This window comes from Halorubrum sp. SD626R, from assembly GCF_001261915.1.
In the GTDB taxonomy this organism is placed as follows: Archaea; Halobacteriota; Halobacteria; order Halobacteriales; family Haloferacaceae; genus Halorubrum.
In genome coordinates, this window is record NZ_CVRT01000077.1 from 30,216 (window position 1) to 51,673 (window position 21,458).

19 protein-coding genes and 1 pseudogene are annotated in these 21,458 nt (G+C 73.2%); 17 read left to right on the top strand and 3 right to left on the bottom strand.

Going from position 1 to position 21,458, the window contains the following annotated elements; all coding sequences use genetic code 11:
- Positions 1 to 68: 68 nt before the first annotated feature.
- Positions 69 to 494 (top strand): hypothetical protein, encoded by a 426-nt coding sequence (locus SD626R_RS08450; RefSeq protein WP_092565651.1) that lies wholly within the window; start codon positions 69 to 71, stop codon positions 492 to 494.
- 129 nt (positions 495 to 623) lie between these two features.
- On the opposite strand, the gene SD626R_RS08455 is transcribed toward SD626R_RS08450, so the two are convergent.
- Positions 624 to 1,322, bottom strand: a complete 699-nt coding sequence (locus SD626R_RS08455; RefSeq protein WP_092565652.1) for a phosphoglycerol geranylgeranyltransferase — start codon at positions 1,320 to 1,322, stop codon at positions 624 to 626.
- A 90-nt stretch (positions 1,323 to 1,412) separates the two neighbouring features.
- Entirely contained in the window at positions 1,413 to 2,492 is a 1,080-nt protein-coding gene (locus SD626R_RS08460; protein ID WP_092565654.1) for a tubulin/FtsZ family protein, read from the bottom strand.
- A 74-nt stretch (positions 2,493 to 2,566) separates the two neighbouring features.
- Here SD626R_RS08460 and SD626R_RS08465 point away from each other — a divergent pair, with 74 nt between their 5' ends.
- The 12 genes from SD626R_RS08465 to SD626R_RS17225 all read left to right on the top strand — a co-directional run bounded on the left by SD626R_RS08465 (position 2,567) and on the right by SD626R_RS17225 (position 15,423).
- Entirely contained in the window at positions 2,567 to 3,160 is a 594-nt protein-coding gene (locus SD626R_RS08465; protein WP_092565656.1) for a DUF7310 family coiled-coil domain-containing protein, read from the top strand.
- A gap of 69 nt (positions 3,161 to 3,229) precedes the next feature.
- Positions 3,230 to 3,802 carry a DUF7311 family protein gene (locus tag SD626R_RS08470; protein ID WP_092565658.1) on the top strand — a complete coding sequence of 191 codons (573 nt, stop codon included), beginning with the start codon at positions 3,230 to 3,232 and terminating at the stop codon, positions 3,800 to 3,802.
- Between the two features lie 33 nt (positions 3,803 to 3,835).
- A complete protein-coding gene (locus SD626R_RS08475) occupies positions 3,836 to 5,761 on the top strand; it encodes an ATPase, T2SS/T4P/T4SS family (protein WP_092565660.1) in 1,926 nt (641 codons plus the stop codon).
- The gene (locus SD626R_RS08480; RefSeq protein ID WP_092565662.1) at positions 5,758 to 7,575 is read left to right on the top strand and encodes a type II secretion system protein; all 1,818 of its coding nucleotides are present in this window, start codon (positions 5,758 to 5,760) and stop codon (positions 7,573 to 7,575) included. Before SD626R_RS08475 ends, SD626R_RS08480 begins: the two co-directional genes overlap by 4 nt.
- 95 nt (positions 7,576 to 7,670) lie before the next feature.
- Entirely contained in the window at positions 7,671 to 8,159 is a 489-nt protein-coding gene (locus SD626R_RS08485) for a DUF7283 family protein (protein ID WP_092565664.1), read from the top strand.
- A complete protein-coding gene (locus SD626R_RS08490; RefSeq protein ID WP_092565666.1) occupies positions 8,140 to 8,580 on the top strand; it encodes a DUF7285 family protein in 441 nt (146 codons plus the stop codon). Before SD626R_RS08485 ends, SD626R_RS08490 begins: the two co-directional genes overlap by 20 nt.
- Positions 8,577 to 9,266: a DUF7284 family protein gene (locus SD626R_RS08495; protein WP_092565668.1), complete on the top strand. Its 690-nt coding sequence runs from the start codon at positions 8,577 to 8,579 to the stop codon at positions 9,264 to 9,266. Before SD626R_RS08490 ends, SD626R_RS08495 begins: the two co-directional genes overlap by 4 nt.
- A complete protein-coding gene (locus SD626R_RS08500) occupies positions 9,260 to 12,520 on the top strand; it encodes a DUF7286 family protein (RefSeq protein WP_394324700.1) in 3,261 nt (1,086 codons plus the stop codon). Before SD626R_RS08495 ends, SD626R_RS08500 begins: the two co-directional genes overlap by 7 nt.
- A gap of 42 nt (positions 12,521 to 12,562) precedes the next feature.
- Positions 12,563 to 13,030 (top strand): DUF5791 family protein, encoded by a 468-nt coding sequence (locus SD626R_RS08505; protein WP_092565670.1) that lies wholly within the window; start codon positions 12,563 to 12,565, stop codon positions 13,028 to 13,030.
- Complete coding sequence (locus SD626R_RS08510; RefSeq protein ID WP_092565672.1) at positions 13,027 to 13,947, top strand: NAD-dependent epimerase/dehydratase family protein; 921 nt, start codon at positions 13,027 to 13,029, stop codon at positions 13,945 to 13,947. The genes SD626R_RS08505 and SD626R_RS08510 overlap by 4 nt, the downstream gene beginning before the upstream one ends.
- Before the next feature lie 81 nt (positions 13,948 to 14,028).
- Complete coding sequence (locus SD626R_RS08515) at positions 14,029 to 15,204, top strand: DHH family phosphoesterase (RefSeq protein WP_092565674.1); 1,176 nt, start codon at positions 14,029 to 14,031, stop codon at positions 15,202 to 15,204.
- Positions 15,205 to 15,294: 90 nt separating this feature from the next.
- A complete protein-coding gene (locus SD626R_RS17225; RefSeq protein WP_255310120.1) occupies positions 15,295 to 15,423 on the top strand; it encodes a hypothetical protein in 129 nt (42 codons plus the stop codon).
- 31 nt (positions 15,424 to 15,454) lie between these two features.
- On the opposite strand, the gene SD626R_RS08520 is transcribed toward SD626R_RS17225, so the two are convergent.
- Positions 15,455 to 16,672 (bottom strand): proteasome-activating nucleotidase Pan1, encoded by a 1,218-nt coding sequence (locus SD626R_RS08520; protein ID WP_092565676.1) that lies wholly within the window; start codon positions 16,670 to 16,672, stop codon positions 15,455 to 15,457.
- A gap of 140 nt (positions 16,673 to 16,812) precedes the next feature.
- Between SD626R_RS08520 and SD626R_RS08525 the strand changes: the two genes are divergently transcribed.
- The 4 genes and pseudogenes from SD626R_RS08525 to rad50 all read left to right on the top strand — a co-directional run bounded on the left by SD626R_RS08525 (position 16,813) and on the right by rad50 (position 21,458).
- Entirely contained in the window at positions 16,813 to 17,076 is a 264-nt protein-coding gene (locus SD626R_RS08525; protein WP_092565678.1) for a MarR family transcriptional regulator, read from the top strand.
- An 85-nt stretch (positions 17,077 to 17,161) separates the two neighbouring features.
- Positions 17,162 to 17,500 (top strand): annotated as a pseudogene (locus tag SD626R_RS08530) (hypothetical protein).
- Between the two features lie 11 nt (positions 17,501 to 17,511).
- A complete protein-coding gene (gene mre11, locus SD626R_RS08535) occupies positions 17,512 to 18,774 on the top strand; it encodes a DNA double-strand break repair protein Mre11 (protein ID WP_092565682.1) in 1,263 nt (420 codons plus the stop codon).
- Positions 18,771 to 21,458 carry a DNA double-strand break repair ATPase Rad50 gene (gene rad50 / locus SD626R_RS08540; protein WP_092565684.1) on the top strand — a complete coding sequence of 896 codons (2,688 nt, stop codon included), beginning with the start codon at positions 18,771 to 18,773 and terminating at the stop codon, positions 21,456 to 21,458. The genes mre11 and rad50 overlap by 4 nt, the downstream gene beginning before the upstream one ends.

Sequence of the window (21,458 nt, forward strand, 5' to 3'; positions counted from 1 at the left end):
GAAAGCACTGTATCACCCCGACACGCCTTCGGCGCATGTCGGACGGATTCCCGCGAGGGGCAGTTCCGGTGTCGATACTCGCCGGTGCGTTGTGGATCGCCCGGCCGGCGGCGTCGTTCCGATACGTCGAGGCGGTCGTCGGCGAGATCCCCTATGGGATCGGATTCATCTTCGCGGTGATCGTCGGAGGTCTCGGCGGAGACCTACTCGTCGGGATCCTCGCGATCGCCGTCCTCTTGACCGTCTCCAAAGGTTCCGAACCGTTCGGACGGTCGGACCGACTCGTACAGTTCGCCGCCGTCGCCGGAGCCGGGTTCCTGCTCCTCGTCCTCCCCCTCGACGACGTGGTCGCCGGACTCGTGCCGCGGCCACAGTACGAGGCGGTGTTCCGCGCGATTATGATCGGTCGTTCGGTCTGCGCCGCCGCTCTCATCGGGAGCGTCCTGCTCGGAACGGCGCTCTCGCGCGTTTCCGCGTCCGCGTCGTCATCGTGACCGGAGCGCGTATCCGCCCCGCGGGTCCGCGCCTCCGCGTCGGCTCTCGGCGCGGGACGCATGCCCCTCGCGCTGACAAATTTAAGTATGAGAGCTACGGACGGTGTCGCGCGACGCTCCGCGACCGTTTCAGGCGTCCTTCGCGCCCTTCACCGTCTCGCGCACCGCGTCGACGCCCTGGTCGTGGAGCAGGTCGCCGACGACGATCACGTCGCTGTGGGCGGCCATCTCGTTGGCCGACTCGTAGTCGCCGATCCCGCCCCCGTAAAAGAGCGTGGCGTCGTCTAAGGCGTCGTGGGCCGCCGCGACCTTCTCCGGGTCGCCGAACGTGCCCGAGTACTCGACGTAGACGATCTCCTGGCCGAACATCCGTTCCGCGACCTTCGCGTACGCGCCCACGTCGTCGGCCGCGAGGTCGCAGTTCGCGTCGGTCACCTCCGCGACCGCGGCGTCGGGGTTGAGGACGATGTACGCCTCGGTGTGGGTCCGGTCCCAGTCGAGGTCGTCGATGCGGACCCACTCCTTGTGGGCGCCGGTGATCCAGAACGGGCCGCCGGCGTTGAACACCGTCGGGATCAGGTAGCCGTCGAGCGCGGGCGAGTCGATGACGACGCCGGGGTTCGACGGCTCCTGGTACAGCGGGACGTCGTACTCGGCCGCGGCGTCGACGACGCGCGTCATCTTCTCAGCGGTGATGTCGAGGGTCCCGCCGATCTCGATCGCGTCGGTGCCGGTGCGGCAGACGTCCTCGAAGGTCTCGCCGTCCCGCAGTTCCTTGTCGGGATCGACCTTCAGCACGTGGTCCCAGTCGTCCCACGGGTTACTCATCGGCAACGACTCCACCGGGCGGCACCAAAAAGGTGCGGAACCTGCCTCGTTGTCCGCGTTCGACTCCTCACCGTTCGGACGGTGTCCCGCTCACAGCAGGTCGTCGAGGTCGTCGTTGTCGAACGCTGAGGCGGGGTCGACTCGTTCCTCCGCCTCGTCGCGGACCGCCTGCCGGGCGCGTTCGAGGAACGCCTCGACGCGGCGGGAGCGCTCGACGCCGCCGAGGAGCACGAGCGCCGCGATACGGTCGGAGTCGAGCGGGAAGTCGCCGCCGCGCACCTGCATCGATCCGGTCTCCTCTTGGAGCCACTTGCGCGCCTTCTCCGCGCCCTTCCGAGAGATCCGGTCCGGGTCGCCGGCGACGGCGACGAGGGCGGCGTCGGCGTCGGTCGCGTTCGGGAGCGACATCCCGGTCATCACCGCGCTCCGGACCGCGCTCGTCACGGTCGTGACGTTCTCCTCGGCGTCCTCGGCGGCCGGCGCCGAGGCGAAGCCGACCGCGGCCATTCCGCCGGCCCGCAGCGTGTTGATCACCTCGCTCGTGTCGACGACCGACTCGGCGACGCCCTCCACCGACTCGCCGGCGGCCAGGAGGAGGCCGACGCGCCGCGCCATCGACTCGTTGACCGCGGCGTAGCCGCTCTCGACCGACTCGCCCGCGGAGCGCCACGCGTCGTTGTCGAGCAGGAGCGTCGCGTCCGCCTCGCGCACCAGCGTCTTCAGCGACCGGCCCGCGTTCACCTGGTACATCGTCCCCTCGTCGCGGCCGGGAAGGATTCCGATCGCGTACACCGGCACGTCGTACACCCGGCTCAGATCGCGGACGAGCACCGGCGCGCCGCCGGAGCCGGTGCCGCCCCCGAGCCCGGCGACCACGAACAGCGCCTCGGCCTCCGCGGTCACCTTCGACGAGAGCGCGTCCAACACCTCGGTCGCGTCCTCGTCCATCACCTCGGCGCCGAGCTCGTTGTCGCCGCCGACGCCGTGACCGCTGACCCGCGACTGCCCGACGAGGACCGTGTCGAGCGGGAGCGGGTCGAGGTCCGCCGCGGCCGTGTTGACCGCGAGCGCGTCCAGCACCGCGCCGTAGCCGGCGTCGGCATCGAACCGGGCGAGGGCGGTCGCGAGCTTCCCGCCCGCCTGTCCGACGCCGAGGAGGACTGTCTTCATGATCGTTGAGTAACCGATCCGGCGTATTACGCTTTCCCCCGGATTTAAGTGCGAAATCGAGGCCAACGCGGAGCATGTCGAACGCCACCGGCGAGGGGAATCGGCGCTCGGACCGGGGAAGACAACCGCACACCGCCGGGACCGACGGAGCGAAGCACGAGGGGAGCGAGGACCGGTTCGACGAGCGCCTCAGCGCGGTCGAGCGCGCCGTGACGGGATCCGACGCGGCCGTCGCGGACCTCGACGACGGCGCGGCGGCCGCGGCGGAGCGCGAGGCGCTGGAGTCGCGCGTGGCCGATCTCGAATCGCGCGTCGAGGAGCTGGAGGCCGCGACGCAGGCGATCAGGGGGTACGCGGGGTCGATCCGGGCCGTCAACCGCGAGGTCGAACGGCGGGCCGACCTCGCGCTGGCGAGGGCGAGCCGCGGCGGAGACGCCTCGGAGAGCGGACCCCAGAGCGAGACCGGCCCCGTCGGCGCGGACCCGAACAACGCCACCCCCGGCGACGCGGTACCGGACGACGCCGCGCTCGACGCCGCCGTTCCGGGTGACGCCGCCGAGCGGGGCGACTGGGGAGGGGCAGCCGACGGCGACGCCGCGGAGGCCGACGAGGACGCGGACGGATCGTGGCGTGACGAGGCGTTGGACCGGCTCCGTGAGTCCCTGTAACGCGAGTCGTCCGACGCGTTCGAAGGGCGCGCTTCGGAGCGGGGCCCCGACGGGGACGGGACGGGACACGTGATCCGCGTCGTGCTCACGGTCCTCGTCGCCGTCGCCCTCCTCGCGGCGGTGGCGCCGGCGCTCGAAGACGCCAGAGCGGCCACGACCGTCGAGCGGCTCGACACGGAGGTGGACCGGATCGAGCGGGCCGTCGGCGATCTCACCGCGGATTCCATGAGCGTCGCGGACCCCGCGCTCGCCGCGCGGACGACCCTGACCGTCCGGGTTCCGAGCGGGTTCGGGGCGGCGCCGGTCGACGGCGTCGCGCTCGTGGAGATCGGGGGCGTCGGCGAAGCCGACTCGGCGACGGAGCGGGCGACGACGGACGCCGCAGACGCGGAGGCAGCAGCCGATGGCGCCACAGAAACCGGGACGGCGGCAACGGTCGACGACTCGGAGGCGAGCGTCGCGCTCCGATACCGGATCGACGGCGGTCGCGAGCGGACCGTTCCGATCGTCCCCGGAGTCGCGGACGCGTTCGTCGCGCTCGACGGCGGAGCGATCGCGCTCCGACCGGGGGGCGAGAGCCGGCTGGTCCTCCGCCTCGTCGACGACGGGGGGCCGACCGTCCGGATCGCCAGGATCGGGTGAGCGCTTATATGCGATACCGGGGTCACGCCCGCCGTGAACCTCGATCTCCCCTCGCTGTCGAATATCGGCGGCGGCGAATCGTCGCTGCGGTCGCTGCCGTGGACGGACGCCGAGCGGGACTGTCGGTGCGAGCCGTCGTTCCGGGAACCGATCGGAACGGGCGTCGGCGACCGCGCCGTGCTCGCGGTCGACGCCGCCGACTGCCCCGGCCGCGGCGACCTCGCCGAGAGCCCGGACTGCCTGGCGACCGTCGTCGAGGCGCTGACCGAGCGCGACGCCGACGTGATCAGGACCCGCCACCGGGGGCGCGAGCGGGCCTACGCCGGGCGGGCGGCCGCGTGTCTCGTCGCGGCGGGCCGGTTCCGCGAGCGGATCGAGTTCCACGAGACGCGGCTCGCCGACCGCGTGACGCGCGATCCGGTCGGCGCCGCTCGAGAGGCGGCCGGGCGCGAGGGGCCGCCGGCCCGGATCGCGACGGAGACGGGGCTGTCGACGGTCGTCGAGGGCGCCGACGAGGTGGGAGACGTGTTGCGAGCGCACGCCGGACCGCAGATCGCGGCCGCACGGATCGCGGCCGGGCCGCCGCCGGGAGCCGAGCTCGTCGACCGCTGGGCGCTCGACACCGACGCGACCGTCCGGCTGTACGAGGGGTCCGGACCGCTCCGAACGTATCACCTCACGCCGCCGGTCCGGGATCTCGACGACGGGGCGATCGAGCGGCTCGACGACGCGAAGCGACGGCTGCTCGACGACCCGACCGGGGGAGCCCGAGCGCCGGGACGCGCCGCCCGAGCGGCCGCGGAAGACGGCGATCCCGTCTCGACGCTCGCCGAGGTACTCCGTCGACACACGCGCGGCTACGGCGCGTTCGAACACGTGTTCGCCGACGACCGGGTGAGCGACGCGACGCTGTCGGCGCCGGTGACCGAGAACCCGCTTCGCGTCGTCGTCGACGGCGAGCGCTGTCGGACGAACGTCAGGCTCCCGCCCGAGGGGGCCGCCACGCTCGCGTCCAGGATCCGCCGGACCAGCGGTCGGGGGTTCTCGCGGGCGAGCCCCACGCTCGACGCGACCTTGGAGACGGACGCGGGGCGCGTCCGCGTCGCCGCGACGACGGGGCCCGCCAGCGACGGCCTCTCGTTCGCCTTCCGCCGCGGCGACCCCGACGCGTGGACCCTCGCGCGACTCGTCGACGTCGGCACGGTCACGCCGGCGGCCGCCGGCCTCCTCTCCGTCGCCGTCGAGCGCGGCGTGACCGGTCTCGTGGCCGGGGGACGCGGCGCGGGGAAGACGACCGCGCTCGGCGCGCTCCTGTGGGAGCTCCCCGCGGAGACGCGGTCGGTTCTGATCGAGGACACCCCCGAGCTCCCGGCGAGCGCCCTGACGGCCGCCGGACGGGACGCGCAGCGGCTCCGCGTCGGCGACGGGGCCGAGCCGTCGCCGAGCGACGCGGTCCGGACCGCGCTCCGCCTCGGCGGCGGGGCGATCGTCGTCGGCGAGGTCCGGGGCGAGGAGGCGCGGGCCCTCTACGAGGCGATGCGCGTCGGTGCGACCGGCGAGACGGTGCTCGGGACGATCCACGGCGAGGACCCGCCCGCGGTCCGGGAGCGGGTGGTCTCCGACCTCGGCGTGTCGCCCTCGTCGTTCGCCGCGACCGACCTGATCGTCCTGCTCGACGACCACCGCGTCGACGCGATCGCCGAGGTCGCCGGTCACGACGACGGCGCCGCGTTCGATCCGCTGTTCGAGCGCACGGGAGACGGGTTGACGCCGACCGGGCGGATCGATCGGGGCGAGAGCCGGCTCGTCGAGCGGCTTGCGGGGACCGACGGGTCGTACGCCGCGGCCAGAGCGGCGGTCGGAGAACGCGGAGAGCGGATCCGAGAGGCGGTCGCCGCCGGGCGGACCGATCCGGAGCGCTACGTCGAGTTCGTCGGCGCGGACGGTGAGGCGGGATGACGGGGCCGGTCGACAGTCCGCCCGACGGCTCGGTCCGCGGTCGAGGAGACGGCGACGCGGCCGGATCGTCCGAGCTCCGCCGCGCGGTCGCGTTCCTCGGTTGGGAGACCTCGGCCGACCGCGTCATCGAGCTCGGGTATCACGTCGGGATCGGCGCCGGTCTCCTCTGCGTCGCCGCGCTCTCCCTCGCCGTCGGACCGGTTCCGGGAGCGCTCGCCGGGCTCGCGGGGGGACTGACGGCGACCCACGCGGTCCATCGAGCACCGGTGTGGCTCGCCGAGGTGCGGCGGACGCGCGCGCTCGGGGCGGCGCCCGGCCTCGTCGGCCGGCTCGTGTTGCGGATGCGGCTGGACCCGTCGGCGGAGCGCGCCGTCCGGTTCGCCGCGCGCACCGGGGACGGACCGCTCGCCGAGGGACTGGCGCGTCACGAGCGCGGGAGCGCGAACGGACCGACGAGCGGGCTCCGGGCGTTCGCCCGGGAGTGGCGCCCGTGGTTCCCCGCGATCGACCGCGCCGCGGCGCTGGTCCGGACGGCGGCGTCGGCGCCGGCGGAGCGGCGGGGGCGCTGTCTGGACCGCGCGCTCGACGCGACCGTCTCCGGGACGACCGATCGGCTCGCGGCGTTCGTCGGCGAGGTCCGCGGCCCCGTTTCGGCGCTGTACGCCTTCGGCGTGCTCCTTCCGCTGGCGCTGATCGCCCTGCTTCCCGCGGCCGCGGCGTCCGGCGTTCCGATCGGGGCCGGCGTCGTCACCGGGCTGTACCTCGGCGTGCTCCCCGCCGGGCTGCTCGCCGCATCGGCGTGGCTGCTCTTGCGGAGGCCGGTCGCGTTCGCGCCGCCGGCGATCGACGGCGACCACCCGGACGTGCCGGAACGCGGGCGACACGCCGTCGCGGCCGGCGCGCTCTCCGGGATTGTCGCGGCCGCGGCCGCCGCGCGGCTGGTCGCCGGGTGGACCGCGCTCGTGGCCGGAGCGGGCGTCGGGACGGGGACGGCGCTCCTCGTCGGCGTCCGACGCCGACGGGCGGTGCTCTCCGAGATCCGCGCCGTCGAGCGCGGACTCCCGGACGCCATGACCGTCATCGGCGGCGACGTGGCCGAGGGCGTCGCCGCCGAGACGGCGATCGCGAACGCCGGCGAGCGGCTCGACGGGGCGACCGGCGAGCTGTTCGAGCGCGCCGGTCGTCGCAGCGAGACGCTCCGAGTGGGAGTGCGGGAGGCGTTCCTCGGCCGGGGCGGGCCCGCCGTTCCGGTCCCGTCCCCGCGGGTCCGCGGCGCGGTCGCCCTGCTCGCCGTCGCCGCGCGAGAGGGGAGTCCGGCGGGGGACGTGCTCCTCGAACTCGCCGACCAGCTGGAGGAGCTCCGCGCGCTCGAAACCGACGCCCGGCGACAGCTCGCGACCGTGACGGGGACGCTGACGAACACCGCCGCGGTGTTCGCGCCCCTCGTCGGGGGCGCGACCGTCGCGCTCGCGACGGGGATCGAGACGGTCGACGCCGGGGGGTTGGGAGCCGGGGCGACCGCCGGCGCGGACGTCCTCGGAGTCGGGGGCGGGGATCCCTCCGGGGCCGGAGGCGCGGGCACGGCCGAGGCGACCGGGGACTCCGCCGACGGATCCGGAACGCTCTCGGTCCCCCTGCTCGGTCGGGTCGTCGGCGCCTACGTCCTGATCCTCGCGACGCTGCTCACCGCGCTCGCGACGGGGCTGGAACGCGGTTTCGATCGGACGCTGGTGGCCTACCGCGTGGGGATCGCGCTGCCGACCGCGACGGCGACGTACCTCGTCGCGTTCGTCGGCGCGGAGGCGTTGCTGTAGGACCGGCTCTCGACCGCTCCGTAGCGATCGGTCCCCGACCGCCGGCCACGTACTTCGGGCGGTCATTTAAATACCGAGCCGCGGCCAGCCGCCCCGTGTTCGAGACTCACCTCGACGCGACGTACGCGTGGCTCGGCCTCGCCGTAGTGAGCGTCGCGACGGCCGGCGTCGCCGCGACGCTCCCCGCGTCGCCACCGCCGGACGCGGCGGGCGTTGCGAACACGGTCGAAACGGTCGCCAACGGGGAGTACCCCGCGACGGCGGAACACGGTATCGCTGCCGACCGGATCCGGCTCACGGCTCGGTCGATCTCGCTGGGCGGGGAGGGCGGCAGCGCGCGGGCGCCGCTCCACGGACCGCGGATAACGCCGGTCCCGACGGGCGGACGAGGCGGAGGCGGCGACGGTCGGCTTCGACGGGTGCTGGAAGGCGTTCCACCGGGCGCGGCGTTCGACGGTCCCGACGCGCTGTCGGCGGCGGCGGAGCGCGCGCGAGCCGCCGATCGTGGCTGGCGATCGGCACCGGAGCGGCTCACCGTGCGGCGCGTCCACTACGGAGGGGTGCATGTCACGCTCGTCGGGTGAGGCGTCCGACGCCGAGGCCGGGAGCGCGGACCGCGCGGCGGTCGAACCGCTCGCCGCGCTCGTCGCGGTGTTGGCCGTCGGTGCGGCGCTGGGACTGTACACGGTCGTGCTCGATGACGCGACGCCCGACCGGGAGCGGCCGGGCGCCGAGACGGTGCTCGACCGGGTCGAGCGGACGGCGACGGTCGGAGGCATCGTGGACCCGGACCGACTCCGCGACGCGGCGCCGTTTCGGTACCCGACGACGGTGACCGTCGAGGCCGACGGGACGACGTGGCGGGTCGAGTCGGGCGAGAACGCGCCCGGTCGCGCGGCCGTCGAAGCCGCGGACGCGGTCGCGGTCGCCGAGCGACCGGTGACCGTGCGGGTCGGACCGGGCCGGAACGTCCGCGGGACGCTTCGCGTGGTGGTCCGCCGGTGACGAGCACCGTGCTCGACGTGACGGTCCTCCTCCTCTGCGTGTCCGCGGGCGTCGTCACGCTCTCCGGCGTCGGGAGCGACGCCGGGGTTCGAGGCCCGAGCGCCGGCGAGACGGCCGACAGACTGGTGACCGAGACGGTGACCGTGCGGTACCGGGCGCCGGAGGCGGCGAACGGCAGCCGGACGGTGCGGGCGACGCGGGCGGAGCTGCTGGCGCTGCTCGTCGCCGATCGCGAGAGCCCGAGGGGCGGACGTCGGGCCACCGGTGACCGCGACGACGGGGCGGGGAAGGCGTTCGGCTCGCGAGCGACGGCGGCGGTCGCGGCGGGGCTCGACGAACGGACGCGGATCGACGCGACGGTCTCGACGCCCGCGAACCGGGAGCGCGGAACCGAAGGGGCGACCGCCGACCACGTCGCGCCGACTCGCCGTGACGTCCGGCAGGGAGTCGAACCGAGGATCGTGTTGAACGCGCCGAACGCGTCGGAAACCGCCCGGCGGGACGGTTCCGGTCGCGAGCCGGATCGAGGGGGAGCCGGCCGATCGGCGGCCGAGCGGACGGAATCGATCGCCGTCGGCGCCGAGCCGCCGCGGAGCGCCGACATCGTGACCGCGGTCGTCACGCAGCCGATGCCGAGCGAAATCGAGGGGGACGGTCCGGTCCGCATCGTTGTGAGGCGGTGGTGAACGTGTCGGATCGCAGAGCGTCGGCGCGGCGACGCGGGTCCGGCGGATCGGGCGAGCGAACCGGGAGACGGTTCACCGTCGACGAGCGGGCTCGCGTCCCCTTCGCGTTGATCGGCGTGCTGCTCCTCGTGACGAGCACGGCGTACGCCGCGGGGATCGCGGACCAGGGCCTCGTCGGCGAAGACCGGAGCGTCGAGCGGGCCGTCGAGCGCGTCGACGCCGACGCCACGGCCGCGCTGCGGGCCGCGGCGCGCGAGGCGGCGCACGACGCGGCGCGAGAGCCGGTGACTCGCGCGCCGGCGGACGGTGCCTGGGTCGAGGCGGTGCGCGAGGAGTCGGCCTTCGCGGACGCGTTTCGGATCCGGCTCGCGGTCGCCGGCGCGGACGCGCTGTCCGCCGTCGACGCGGAGGTCGGATCGGTGACGGCGTCGGCGTCGCTGCCCGCGGTCGACGATCGGGACCTCGCGGCGGCCCGCGACCGCGTCCGCGTCGAGCCGGCGGCGAACGGGACGGCGACGCGCGTGACCTTCGAGGGGGTGGAGACGACCGCGACGCGGGACGGACGGACGGTCGTGAATCGCAGCGTGGACAGGACCGTCGTGGTGGCGGTACCGACCCTCGCCGCCCACCGGCGGACGGAGCGGTTCGAGGAGCGGCTCGACAGGGGGCCGGTCGAGGGACCGGGCCTCGGCCGACAGCTCACCGCGAGCCTCTATCCGATGACCTGGGCCCGCGGGTACGCGCAGTACGCCGGGGCACCGGTCGAGAACGTCCTCGCGAACCGGCACGTTGAGCTGTCGACGAACGCGGGGGTCGTCCGGACCCAGCGGGCCGTCTTCGGAACGAGCGACCCGGACGCCCGCGGCGGGGTCGCGCGGGCGACCGCGAAGACCGGACTGACAGACCTCCTCGCGCCCACCGGACTCAAAGAGGGGTCGTGGACCGACGCGGTGCTCGGAGCCCCGACGCCGACCGGTTCCGGCGGCGCCGCAGCGGGGTCAGACGCCGGAATGGATCCGAACGGGGACGCGAGCGAGGACGCCGCGTTCGAGACGGAGACGGATCGGACCGACGAGGAGACGGCGGTCCGGATCGGACACGCGGCCGACGTCGGGGCGACTCGCGTGCACGGCGACCTCGACGAGGTGATCGACGGGTCGTATCGGGTCGAGGCCGAAGTGGAGACCGCGACGACGCAGGTCGCCGACGGCGGACGGCTCTCGCCTCCGTCACCGGGCGGCGACTGGCACCGCGTCGACTGGGCTCGGTCGGAGCGCCTGACCGGCGTCTCGGGGAGCGACGTGCTGAGAGGGGTTCCGGCGGGGGTCGTGGCCCCCGACGAGCCGGTCTCGTTCGGCGACGCGAGCCGCGACGTGACGGTCGAACGCACCGCGACCGCGACGTGGGAGCGAGAGGTCGTGGAGCGGGGCCCGAACGGGAGCGTCGTCGATCGGACCGTTCACCGGACGACGACCGGCGACGCAGCGACCGACCGCTACCGCGTCGAGATCGCGGTGACGGGCCGGCACGCGCCCCGCGACGACGCGCCGAATCGGCCCGCAGCGACATTCGGAGCGGGGGGGACTGACGAGGCAACGGATCTGCGGGGAACGCCGGACGCCGCTCGGTCGGCGCTCGACGTCGATACGGCGGCCGACGTCGACCGGCTCGCTCGCGACGCCGTCGAGAGCGGCGACGTCGACGACGCGACGGTCGTCCACGGGTCGCCGTCGGCCGCCGAACGGGACCGCGTAGCGGCCGACGTCGCCGCGCTCGCCGCGACGGTCCGGGAGTTCGAGATCGACGCGTCGATGGAGTCGGCGGCGGTCGGCGAGGCGGAGCCGTACGCCGACCTCGCCGACGCGGTCCGCGACCGCCGCGCGGGCCTCGTCGACGCGCCGGCGACGTACGACGGGGCGACCGACCGGGCGCGGACCGCCGCCCGCGCCGCGTACGTCGACGCCGTCGTCGCGGAGCTTGAGGCCGCCGCGGCCGATCGCGAGACGGCGACGGACGGGTTCTTGGACCGGGTGAACGGCGCGTTCGGTGGTCCCTCGGTCGGCGAGGTGATCGCCGCCCGCGAGGCCGCGAAGGACCCGGGCACCTACACGGTCGACGGCGGTCCGGGCGGATCGGTGACGTTCTCGCCGCGGGGGGCGCCGGGATACCTGCCGCGGACGGCGGTCGACGGCGAGCGGCTGGCGGGCGTCGAGAAGGGGTCGACCCGGCCGCTCGCCGTCCGCAATATCAACTACGTCACCGTCCCGTACGGCGACTTGTCGATCGGGATCGTGGACCGGATCCTCGGGGCCGGCGACACGGTCCGGATCGGCACCGCCGGGCGGGCGCTCCTGCTCGCCGACAAGGCGCTGGCCGCGAGCGACGACCCCGGCCTCCGCGACGACCGGAACGCCCTCGCGGATCGGGTGGACGAGTCGCTGCGGGCCGTCGATCGGGATCTCAGCGGCGTGCTACGGGACCGGACGTCGCTCTCGCGCGAAGCGCGGCGCGAGGCGATCGACGAGGCCGCGGCGTCGTACGATTCGGCGGGCTACCGAGCGGCCGCGGTGGGCGACGGCGAGTACGCGGAGCGGATCGCCGCCGAGGCCGCGACCGCCGGCGGACTGTCGACCGCGGCCGAGGCGTCGCTGGCCGCGCACCTCCGCGTCGCGCTCCGGCGGGCGGCCGGCGGAGACGACGCCCGCGTCCCGACGGGGGTCGTCGAACCGCCGACGGAGGGGGCACGGCTGCTGCTCAGAGACCGCATGGAGAAGGCGATCGAGCGGGAGGCCGCGAGCGCCGGCGAGGCCGCGACCAGAGAGGTCGGCGAGCGGGCGGCCGAGGAGTTCGGCGAGAAGTGGTCGCTGAAGCCCGCCCGGAGCGTTGGCGCGGGGCTGCCGGTCGCCCCGGTGCCCGGCTACTGGGTGACGACCGTGAACGCATGGCGCGTGCAGGTCCGCGGGGAGTACCCGCGGTTCGCTCTGCGCGCCGACGTCGGCACACCGGGGGAGCCGTTCGAATACGTTCGACAGGAGGGCGACGTGACGCTCGACGTCGACGGGAGATCGGTCCGGCTCGGGTCGACGGAGCCGATCCGGTTTGAGACGGGGACCGTCGTCGTGCTCGCGGTGCCCGCCGGGCCGCCGGGCGTCGGCGACGTCGACGGCGTCCGCGACGAGACCTCGGCCGGGTGGCCGTGTCCGGGAGAGACGGAGACGTCGGAGGGAGGGGAGGGGAACTGCGACCCGCCGTGAGCCGACCGCAGCCGTTTTGGGAGACGGCGACCGAGGGCGACCATGTTTCACGAAGTCGTCGAGGACGGGGGGGCGACCGGGAGCGCCGGCGCCGACGGGACCTCCGACGCCGACGAGGTGACCGCGACCGCGCTGCTCGCGGCGTTCGAGGCGCTGGTGAGCGAGGCGGTGGCCGAGGCCGGCCGCGAGCGCGTCGTCGACGAGACCGACGTCGACGAGGCGGCGATCGAAGCGGCCGCCGAGGGCGACGCCGCGGGGCTCAGCCTGGTCGACGGGGCGGCGATACTCTCCGTGACCGCCGACCGCGACGCCGACGCGATCCTCGCCGAACTGCGCGACCACCTGCTGATGGGGATGGCGATGGCGGTGCTCGACGTCGACACCCTCGCGGCGGGGATCGACGCGGACCTCACCGGCCAGGAGGTCCAGCAGGCCCTCGAAGGGCGCGCCGGGATGACGCTGGGACAGCTCGCGGAGGTCATGGCGGTCATCGAGCGCCGCAAGCGATGAGGGTCGTCGTCGTCGGCTGCGGCTACGTCGGCCTCGAACTCGCGGCGCAGCTCGCGGAGCGCGGTCACGCGGTGACGGGCGTGCGCCGGTCGGACGCCGGCCTCGACGCCATCGAGGAGGTCGGAAGACAGACTGACGGCGGCGGCGCGGTCGACGCGGTGCGCGCGGACGCGACCGACCCCGCGTCGCTCGACGCGCTGCCCGACGCTGACGCCGTCGTCTTCGCGGCCAGTTCGGGGGGCCGCGGGGCCGACGCGGCCCGCGAGGTGTACGTCGACGGCCTCCGGAACGTGATTGAGGCGTACGCCGAGCGGCCGTCGTCGCCGGACCGGCTCGTCTACACCTCCTCGACGGGCGTGTACGGCGACCACGACGGGGGGTGGGTGGACGAGGAGACGCCGATCGATCCGACCACGGAGAAGACGCGGGTCCTCGCGGAGGCGGAGCGGATCGCGCTGGAGACGGCCAGCGACGCCGGGATCGACGGGACCGTCGCCCGGTTCGCGGGGCTGTACGGACCGGACCGGTATCGACTCGAACGGTACGTCGAGGGCCCTGTCACCGCGGGGTACCTCAATATGGTGCACCGGAACGACGCCGCGGGGGCGGTCCGGTACCTGCTGGAGACCGACAGCGCGCGCGGCGAGCCCGTCGTGGTCATCGACGACGAGCCGGTCGACAAACACGCGTTCGCCGACTGGCTCGCGGACGAGTGCGGCGTGTCGCGACCGGAGAAGCGATCGAAGGCCGAACGGATCGCGGCCGGCGACCTGTCCGCGGCCGCCGAGCGGCGGGTCCGCACGAGCAAGCGCTGTTCGAACGACCGGCTTCGCGCGCTCGGCTACGAGTTCGCCTATCCGACCTTCCGCGAGGGGTACCGCGACGCAGTACGGTCGTTTCGGGCGGCCGGGGGGTGAGTTCGGCTCGCGGTCCCGTCCCCGTCAGTCGGTCGGAACAGTAACGAACCTTCATGTGCCGGGAGGGAGTTCCGAAGACACATGTGGAGTCAGATCGCGGCCGACGAGCGCCTCTCGCAGGCGGAGGCGTTCGTGCGGGAAAACCCGGAGCTGACGGCGGTCGCCGTCGCCGTCGCGCTCGTCGCGATCGCCGGCGGATACCTCCTGTTTCGCGACCGCTGGACGGCCGGAGTGCGGTTCCGGCGCCTGCTCGCCGAACAGGAGGAGATCGCGGTGCTGATGCACCCGAACCCCGACCCGGACGCGATGTCGGCCGCCCTCGGCGTCGCGTCGCTCGCGTCGCAGGTCGGCGTCGACGCGACGGTGCAGTACCCCGGCCAGATCCGCCATCAGGAGAACCGCGCGTTCCGGACGGTGCTCGATCTGGACCTGGAACCGATCGAGCACGTAAGCGACCTCGCCGCGGAGTCAGTCGTGTTAGTCGATCACAACGAGCCGCGTGGGTTCGCCGGAGCCGACGGCGTGCTCCCGGCGGCGGTCGTCGACCACCACCCCGGCGACGGCGCCGGAGAGCTGTTCACCGACGTCCGCACCGACTACGGCGCGACCGCGTCCGTCGTCGCCGAGTACTTCAAGGAGAACGACGCGATCCCGGTCCCGCCGGACAAGCACGCGAGCGAGACCGACAGCGACCTCACGCTTCCGACGGACACCGCGACCGGGCTGCTGTACGGTATCCTCGCCGACACGAAACACCTCACGGTGGGCGCGAGCGAGCCGGACTTCGCGGCCGCCGCGTACGTGTACCCCGGTGTCGATCAGGACCGCCTCGACCGGATCGCCAACCCCGCGGTCGACGCGGAGGTGCTGGAGGTGAAGGCCCGGGCCATCGCCGGGCGCCGCATCGAGGGGTCGTTCGCGGTGGCCGACGTCGGCGGGGTGAACAACGTGGACGCGATCCCGCAGGCGGCGGACGAGCTGATCCAGCTCGAAGGGGTCAGCGCGGTCGTGGTGATCGGCGAGCGAGACGGGACGATCCACCTCTCCGGACGCTCCCGCGACGATCGGGTCCACATGGGCAACGCGATCGAGTCGGTGCTCGACGACGTCGAGAACGGCGACGGTGGCGGTCACTCCCGGATGGGCGGCGGGACGGTCGCGCCGCGGATCGACCCGACCGGCGGCGACGACCCGGAGACGGTCGACCGAGACGATCTCGCGGACGCGCTGTTCCGAGCGATGGCCGGAGACGTCTGACCGCCGGTCTGCGGGCTCAGAGGTCGACATCGACGGGCGGCCGCAGGGACCGGCGCCAGCTTTTACCCGCCGAGCCGCGGAGCGTACGGTATGAACGCGGACATCGCCGACGGCGGGTGGCGCGTGCTCGCCGGCGTCGGCGCCGGGTACGCGCTCGCGACCGGACTGATATTCCTCCTGCTGTTCGTGGTCCCGTATCTGATCGTGCGAGCGTTGTAACGGCCGAAAAGCGAGGATGAGCGCCGTCGGTTCAGGCGAACGCGAGCGAGTCGTCGGCGCCGCCGTCGTCGTCCTGCTGGAGCTTCTCGTGGGCCTCGAGGAAGTCGTCGAGCGTGACCTCGGTGCGGTCGTCGCGGATCGCGAACATCCCGGCCTCGGTACAGATGGCCTTGATGTCGGCACCGGACGCGTCCGGGGTCATCTCGGCGAGCTCGTCGAAGTCGATGTCGCTCGCGAGGTTCATCTTCCGGGTGTGAATCTGGAAGATGATCTCGCGGCCGTCGGTGTTCGGCTTGGGGACCTCGATGAGGCGGTCGAACCGGCCCGGCCGGAGGATGGCGGGGTCGAGCATGTCGAAGCGGTTCGTCGCGGCGATGATCCGCACCTCGCCGCGCTCGTCGAAGCCGTCCATCTCGGAGAGCAGCTGCATCATCGTGCGCTGGACCTCGGCGTCGCCCGACGTCTTCGAGTCCGTCCGCTTCGAGGCGATCGCGTCGATCTCGTCGATGAAGAGGACGGCGGGCTGGTTCTCGCGGGCGACCTCGAAGAGGTCGCGGACGAGCTTCGCGCCCTCGCCGATGAACTTGTGGACGAGCTCGGAGCCGGCCATCTTGATGAACGTCGCGTCCGTCTCGTTGGCGACGGCCTTCGCGAGCATCGTCTTCCCGGTCCCCGGCGGGCCGTACAGCAGGACGCCGCTCGGGGGCTGGATCCCCACGTCCTCGAACATGTCCGGGTGTTCGAGGGGCATCTCGACGGTCTCGCGCACCTCCTGCATCTGGTCTTCGAGCCCGCCGATGTCGGCGTAGGTGACGTCGGGTGAGTGCTCAACCTGCATCACGCGAGCGCGCACGTCGGTCTCCTTCTCCAGCTTCTTGACGACGGACAGCGAGTTGTTGACCGCGACCCGGTCGTCCGGGTCGAGCTTCTCGCGCATCTCCTCCGTGATCTCCGTCAGCGCCTCCTGGTTGTTGCCGTGCTGCTTGATCACGGCGCCGTCGGGCGTGATCTCTTGAACCGTCGCCACGAACAGCGGGGACTGCTTCAGCTTCTTGTTCTCGTGGGTGAGCCGTTCGAGCTTCTGCTGGTACTTGTTGTTCTCCGCGTTCGCGTCGAGGAGCTTGTCGCGCATCTCCTCGTTCTGCGACTCCAGCACGTCGAGCTCCTCTTGGAGGGACTCGATCTTCTCCTGTCTCGACGCTGCCCCCTCGTCGTAGGGCATCTCGACGTCGTCGACGGTGTCAGTCATTGTCCGTAATAAGGCGTCTCGCGCGTAAGAGGTTTCGGGTGGGGGAGAGTCGGACGGGAAGAATCCGAAAATAAATGCCCTATGGTAATTAAACAGGATAGTAAATATTATCTAACGGCATGAGATATGGGAAGGTACGCATGAGCACCACCGACGCCGTCACCGCCGACGAGGACGTCACGGACCGCTGGACCGCCGTCCGCGATCTGCCCCCGAGCGCGAAGCTCGTGGCGAAGGTCCTCGACTACAACGACACGCTGACGCAGAGCGAGCTCGCCGAGGAGACGCTGCTGCCGCCTCGGACCGTCAGGTACGCGCTCTCGCGGCTGGAGGAGGAGGACGTGGTCGACTCGCGGTTCTCCTTCACCGACGCCCGGAAGCGGCTGTACACGCTCGCGGTGTAGACCGACGAGGGGGGACGCGACCCGCGCTGCCGCGACCGACGGCGGAGAGCCCACATCTTATGCCCGATACCGACGCAGGGACGCCGTGGTCTCGACAACCGCCGTCAAGCGGGCGCTGGCCGCGCTGGCGACGCGCACCGACACCGCGACCCGGCCGTACACCGCCGTGATCGACGAGGCCGAGGCCGCGCGGACCGACCTGCGGCGGGCCGCCGCGTTCGTCGGTTCGGTCGGGCTCGGTCGACTTGAGGAGGCGGTCGCGGCCGCCGAGCGCGACGGCGACGCGGCCGCGGCCGAACGCGGTCGCGCGGCCCTCGCCGCCTACCGGGCGTTCCGCGAGGCGGCGGCCGGCGGGGACTGAACGAAGCGGGCCGCCGACCACTTCCGCTCCGGCCCCGGAACCCCTAAACCCGACACCGGCTAACACCCGGGCAGATGACGCGGGTGATCCACACCGGCGACACCCACATCGGGTACGCGCAGTACCACTCGCCGGTCCGACGCCAGGACTTCCTCGACGCCTTCGACGCCGTGATCGACGACGCGATCGACGGCGACGTCGACGCCGTCGTCCACGCGGGCGACCTCTTCCACGACCGGCGGCCCGAGCTCGCGGACCTGATGGGGACGATATCGATCCTCCGCCGGCTCGACGACGCCGGGATCCCCTTCCTCGCGGTCGTCGGGAACCACGAGTCGACGCGGGGCGGTCAGTGGCTCGACCTGTTCGAGCGGCTGGGGCTCGCGACCCGACTCGGGAGCGAGCCGACCGTCGTCGGCGACACCGCCTTCTACGGGCTCGACCACGTCCCCGTCTCCCGCCGCGACGACCTCGACTACGCGTTCGCGGCCCACGACGCGGAGTACGCCGCCCTCGTCGCGCACGGCCTCTTCGAGCCGTTCGGCTACGCCGACTGGGACACCGAGGAGGTCCTCGCGGAGAGCACCGTCGACTTCGACGCGATGCTCCTCGGCGACAACCACACGCCCGACGTCGCCGAGGTCGCCGATACGTGGGTCACGTATCCGGGGTCGACCGAGCGCGCGAGCGCGAGCGAACGCGAAGGGCGCGGCTACAACCTCGTCACGTTCGACGCCGACGCCGCCGGCGGCGACGACCGCGTGGAGATCCGCCGGCGCGCGCTCGACACGCGCCCGTTCGTCTTCGTCGAGGTCGAGCTCCGGGAGGGCGAGGGCGCGCCGCGGGTGCGCGAGAAGGTCCGCCAGCACGGCCTCGACGACGCCGTCGTGCTCGTGAGCGTGACCGGCGAGGGCGACCCCGTTACCCCGGCCGCGATCGAGGAGTTCGCGACGGAGGAGGGCGCGCTCATCGCCCGGGTCACCGACCGCCGCGAGGTCGAGACCGACGCCGAGGTCGACGTGAGCTTCGCCGACCCCGAGGACGCCGTCCGCGAGCGGGTCGACGAGATGGCGCTCTCCGAGGCCGCCCGCGACGTCGACGAGGCGGTCCGCGCCGAGACGCTCCCCGACAGCAACGTCAGGGAGACGGTGAAGGGGCGGGTCGAGGAGCGGATCGACGACCTCGACGCGTTCGCCGGCGGCGAGCCGGACAGTGACGACGAGGGAGACGCCGACACCGCCGAGAGCGACGAGGCGGATGTCGGCGACCACGGCGGGGAAACGGCCGAGGAGACGCCCGGAACCGACGGTCAGGTCTCCATGGAGGACTACCTGTGAACTTCGACCGAATCCGCCTCTCGAACTTCAAGCCGTACGGCGACGCCGACCTCCGGCTGACGGAGGGCGTCACGGTCATCCACGGGCTCAACGGCAGCGGCAAGTCGTCGCTGCTGGAGGCCTGCTTCTTCGCGCTGTACGGGTCGAAGGCGCTCGACGGTACCCTCGACGACGTCGTCACGAAGGGCGAGGAGGAGACGGAGGTCGAACTGTGGTTCACCCACGACGGGGCGTCGTACCGCATCGAGCGCCGGCTCCGGGTGTACGACGACCGGGTCGACCACCAGTGCACGCTCGAATCGACCGACGGGAGCGACGTGAGTCGCGACGGCGCGCGGGCCGTGCGCGAGTTCGTCACCGAGCTCCTCCGGATGGACGCCGAGGCGTTCGTCGGCTGCGCGTACGTCAGGCAGGGCGAAGTGAACGAGCTGATCGACGCCACGCCGCGGGAGCGGCAGGACACGATCGACGACCTGCTCCAGCTCGGGAAGCTGGAGGAGTACCGCGAGCGCGCCGGCGACGCGCGGCTCGGCGTCGAGGACGTGCTGGGGAACCGCCGCGGCCGGCTCGACCAGCTCGACGAGCAGATCGAGGCGAAGGAGGATCGCGACCTCCACGAGCGGCTCAACGGGCTCGAAAGCGACCTCTCGGAGGTCACCGACGAGATCGACCGCTACGAGGACCAGCGCGAGCGGGCGAAGGAGACGCGCGAGGCGGCGGCGGAGACGCTCGAGACTCACGCCGAGAAGCGCGAGGAGCTGGAGTCGGTCAAAGCCGAGATCAGCGAGATCGAAGCGGCGATCCGCGAGGCCGAGCGCGAGCGCGACGAGCACCGCGACGCGGTTCGGGAGGCACGCGAGCGGATCGCGGAGGTCGAGGCCGCGATCGACGACCGGCTCGACGACGCGGGCCTCGACGCGGCCGAGGGGGACGCGATCGCGGCCCGCCGTGAGGCGCTCGACGACCGCGAAGCGGAACTCCGCGAGGAGCTCGACGACGAGCGGGTGAGCGCCGAGGCGTTCCGGAACCAGGCGACGAACCTCGCCGGAAAGGCCGACGACCTCGCCGACCGCGCCGCGGAGCTGGAGTCGGCGGCCGACGACCTCGCCGACGAGGCCGAGGCGGCCGCCGAGGCGGCCGACGAGCGTGAGTCCTCGGTCCGGGAGCTCCGCGAGGAGGCCGAGGGGCTCCGCGAGCGGTTCGCGACCGCCGACGTCGACCGCGACGGCGTCGCCGACGAGCGCGAGGCGCTCCGGGAACGGCGGGGCGAGGTCCGCGAGCGGGTCGCGGAGCTGTCGGCGGAGCTGAAGAACGCCCGGGAGCGCGTGGAGGAGGCGGAGGCGCTGCTCGCGGCGGGGAAATGTCCCGAGTGCGGCCAGCCGGTCGAGGACTCGCCGCACGCGACCGGGATCGAGGACGACCGCGAGCGCGTCGACGAGCTCGAAGGCGAGCTGGCGGCGGCCCGCGAACGCGAGGCGGAACTCGACGAGCGGATCGAGGACCTAGACGGCCTCGCGGCGGCCGCGGACCGGATCGACGAGATCGAGGAGCGGGTCGAGACGCTCGAAGAGCGGGTGGAAGAGAAGCGCGAGACGGCCGAAGCGAAGCGAGAGGCCGCGACCGAGAAGCGCGAGCAGGCCGAGGCGAAGCGCGCGGAGGCGGAAGAGACCCGCGAGGTCGCCGCCGAGAAGCGCGAACAGGCCGAGTCGACCGGGGGCAGGGTGTCTGAGCTCGAAGAGGCGCTCGCCGAGGTCGACGACGCGCGGGAGGTGGTCGACGCGGTCGAGGAGCGGACGGAGGCCATCGCCGACGCCGAGGCGGAGATCGAACGCCGCCGCGAGAAGCGGGAGAGCCTGAGAGAGGTGAACGACGAGCGGCGCGACCGGCTCGCCGACAAGCGCGAGCGCCGCGACGAGCTCGCCGACGCGGTCGACGAGGACGCGGTCGAGGCGGCGAGGGAGAAGAAGGAGCGGGCCGAGGAGTACCTCGAGGAGGTCGAGGACGAACTCGACCGACTCGACGAGCGACGAACGGAACTCCAGAACGCGATCGGCAGCGTCAACGGCGAGATCCGGGAGCTGGAGGCCCTCCGTGGAGAGCGCGCGGAGCTGGCCGACACCGTCGAGGCGATCGAGGGGCTCCACGGGGAGACGAGCGAGCTGGAGGCGATGTACGGCGACCTCCGCGCGGAGCTCCGCCAGCGCAACGTCGCTGAGCTGGAACGCACCCTCAACGAGACGTTCGAGCTGGTGTACGGCAACGACGCCTACTCGCACATCGAGCTCGACGGCGAGTACGCGCTCACCGTCTACCAGAAGGACGGCGAGGCGCTCGACCCCGAGCAGCTCTCTGGGGGCGAACGCGCCCTGTTCAACCTCTCGCTGCGCTGTGCGATCTACCGGCTGCTCTCCGAGGGGATCGAGGGCGCGGCGCCGACCCCGCCGCTCATCCTCGACGAGCCGACCGTCTTCCTCGACTCGGGCCACGTCTCGCGGCTCGTCCGGCTCGTCGAGGAGATGCGGGGCTTCGGCGTGGAGCAGATCCTCATCGTCAGCCACGACGACGAGCTGGTGGGCGCGGCCGACGAGCTGGTCACCGTCGAGAAGGAGCCGCGGTCGAACCGCTCGACGGTCCGCCGCGCCGACGCCGCCGAGCTCGACGTCGCGTCGCTCGCGGACGACTGA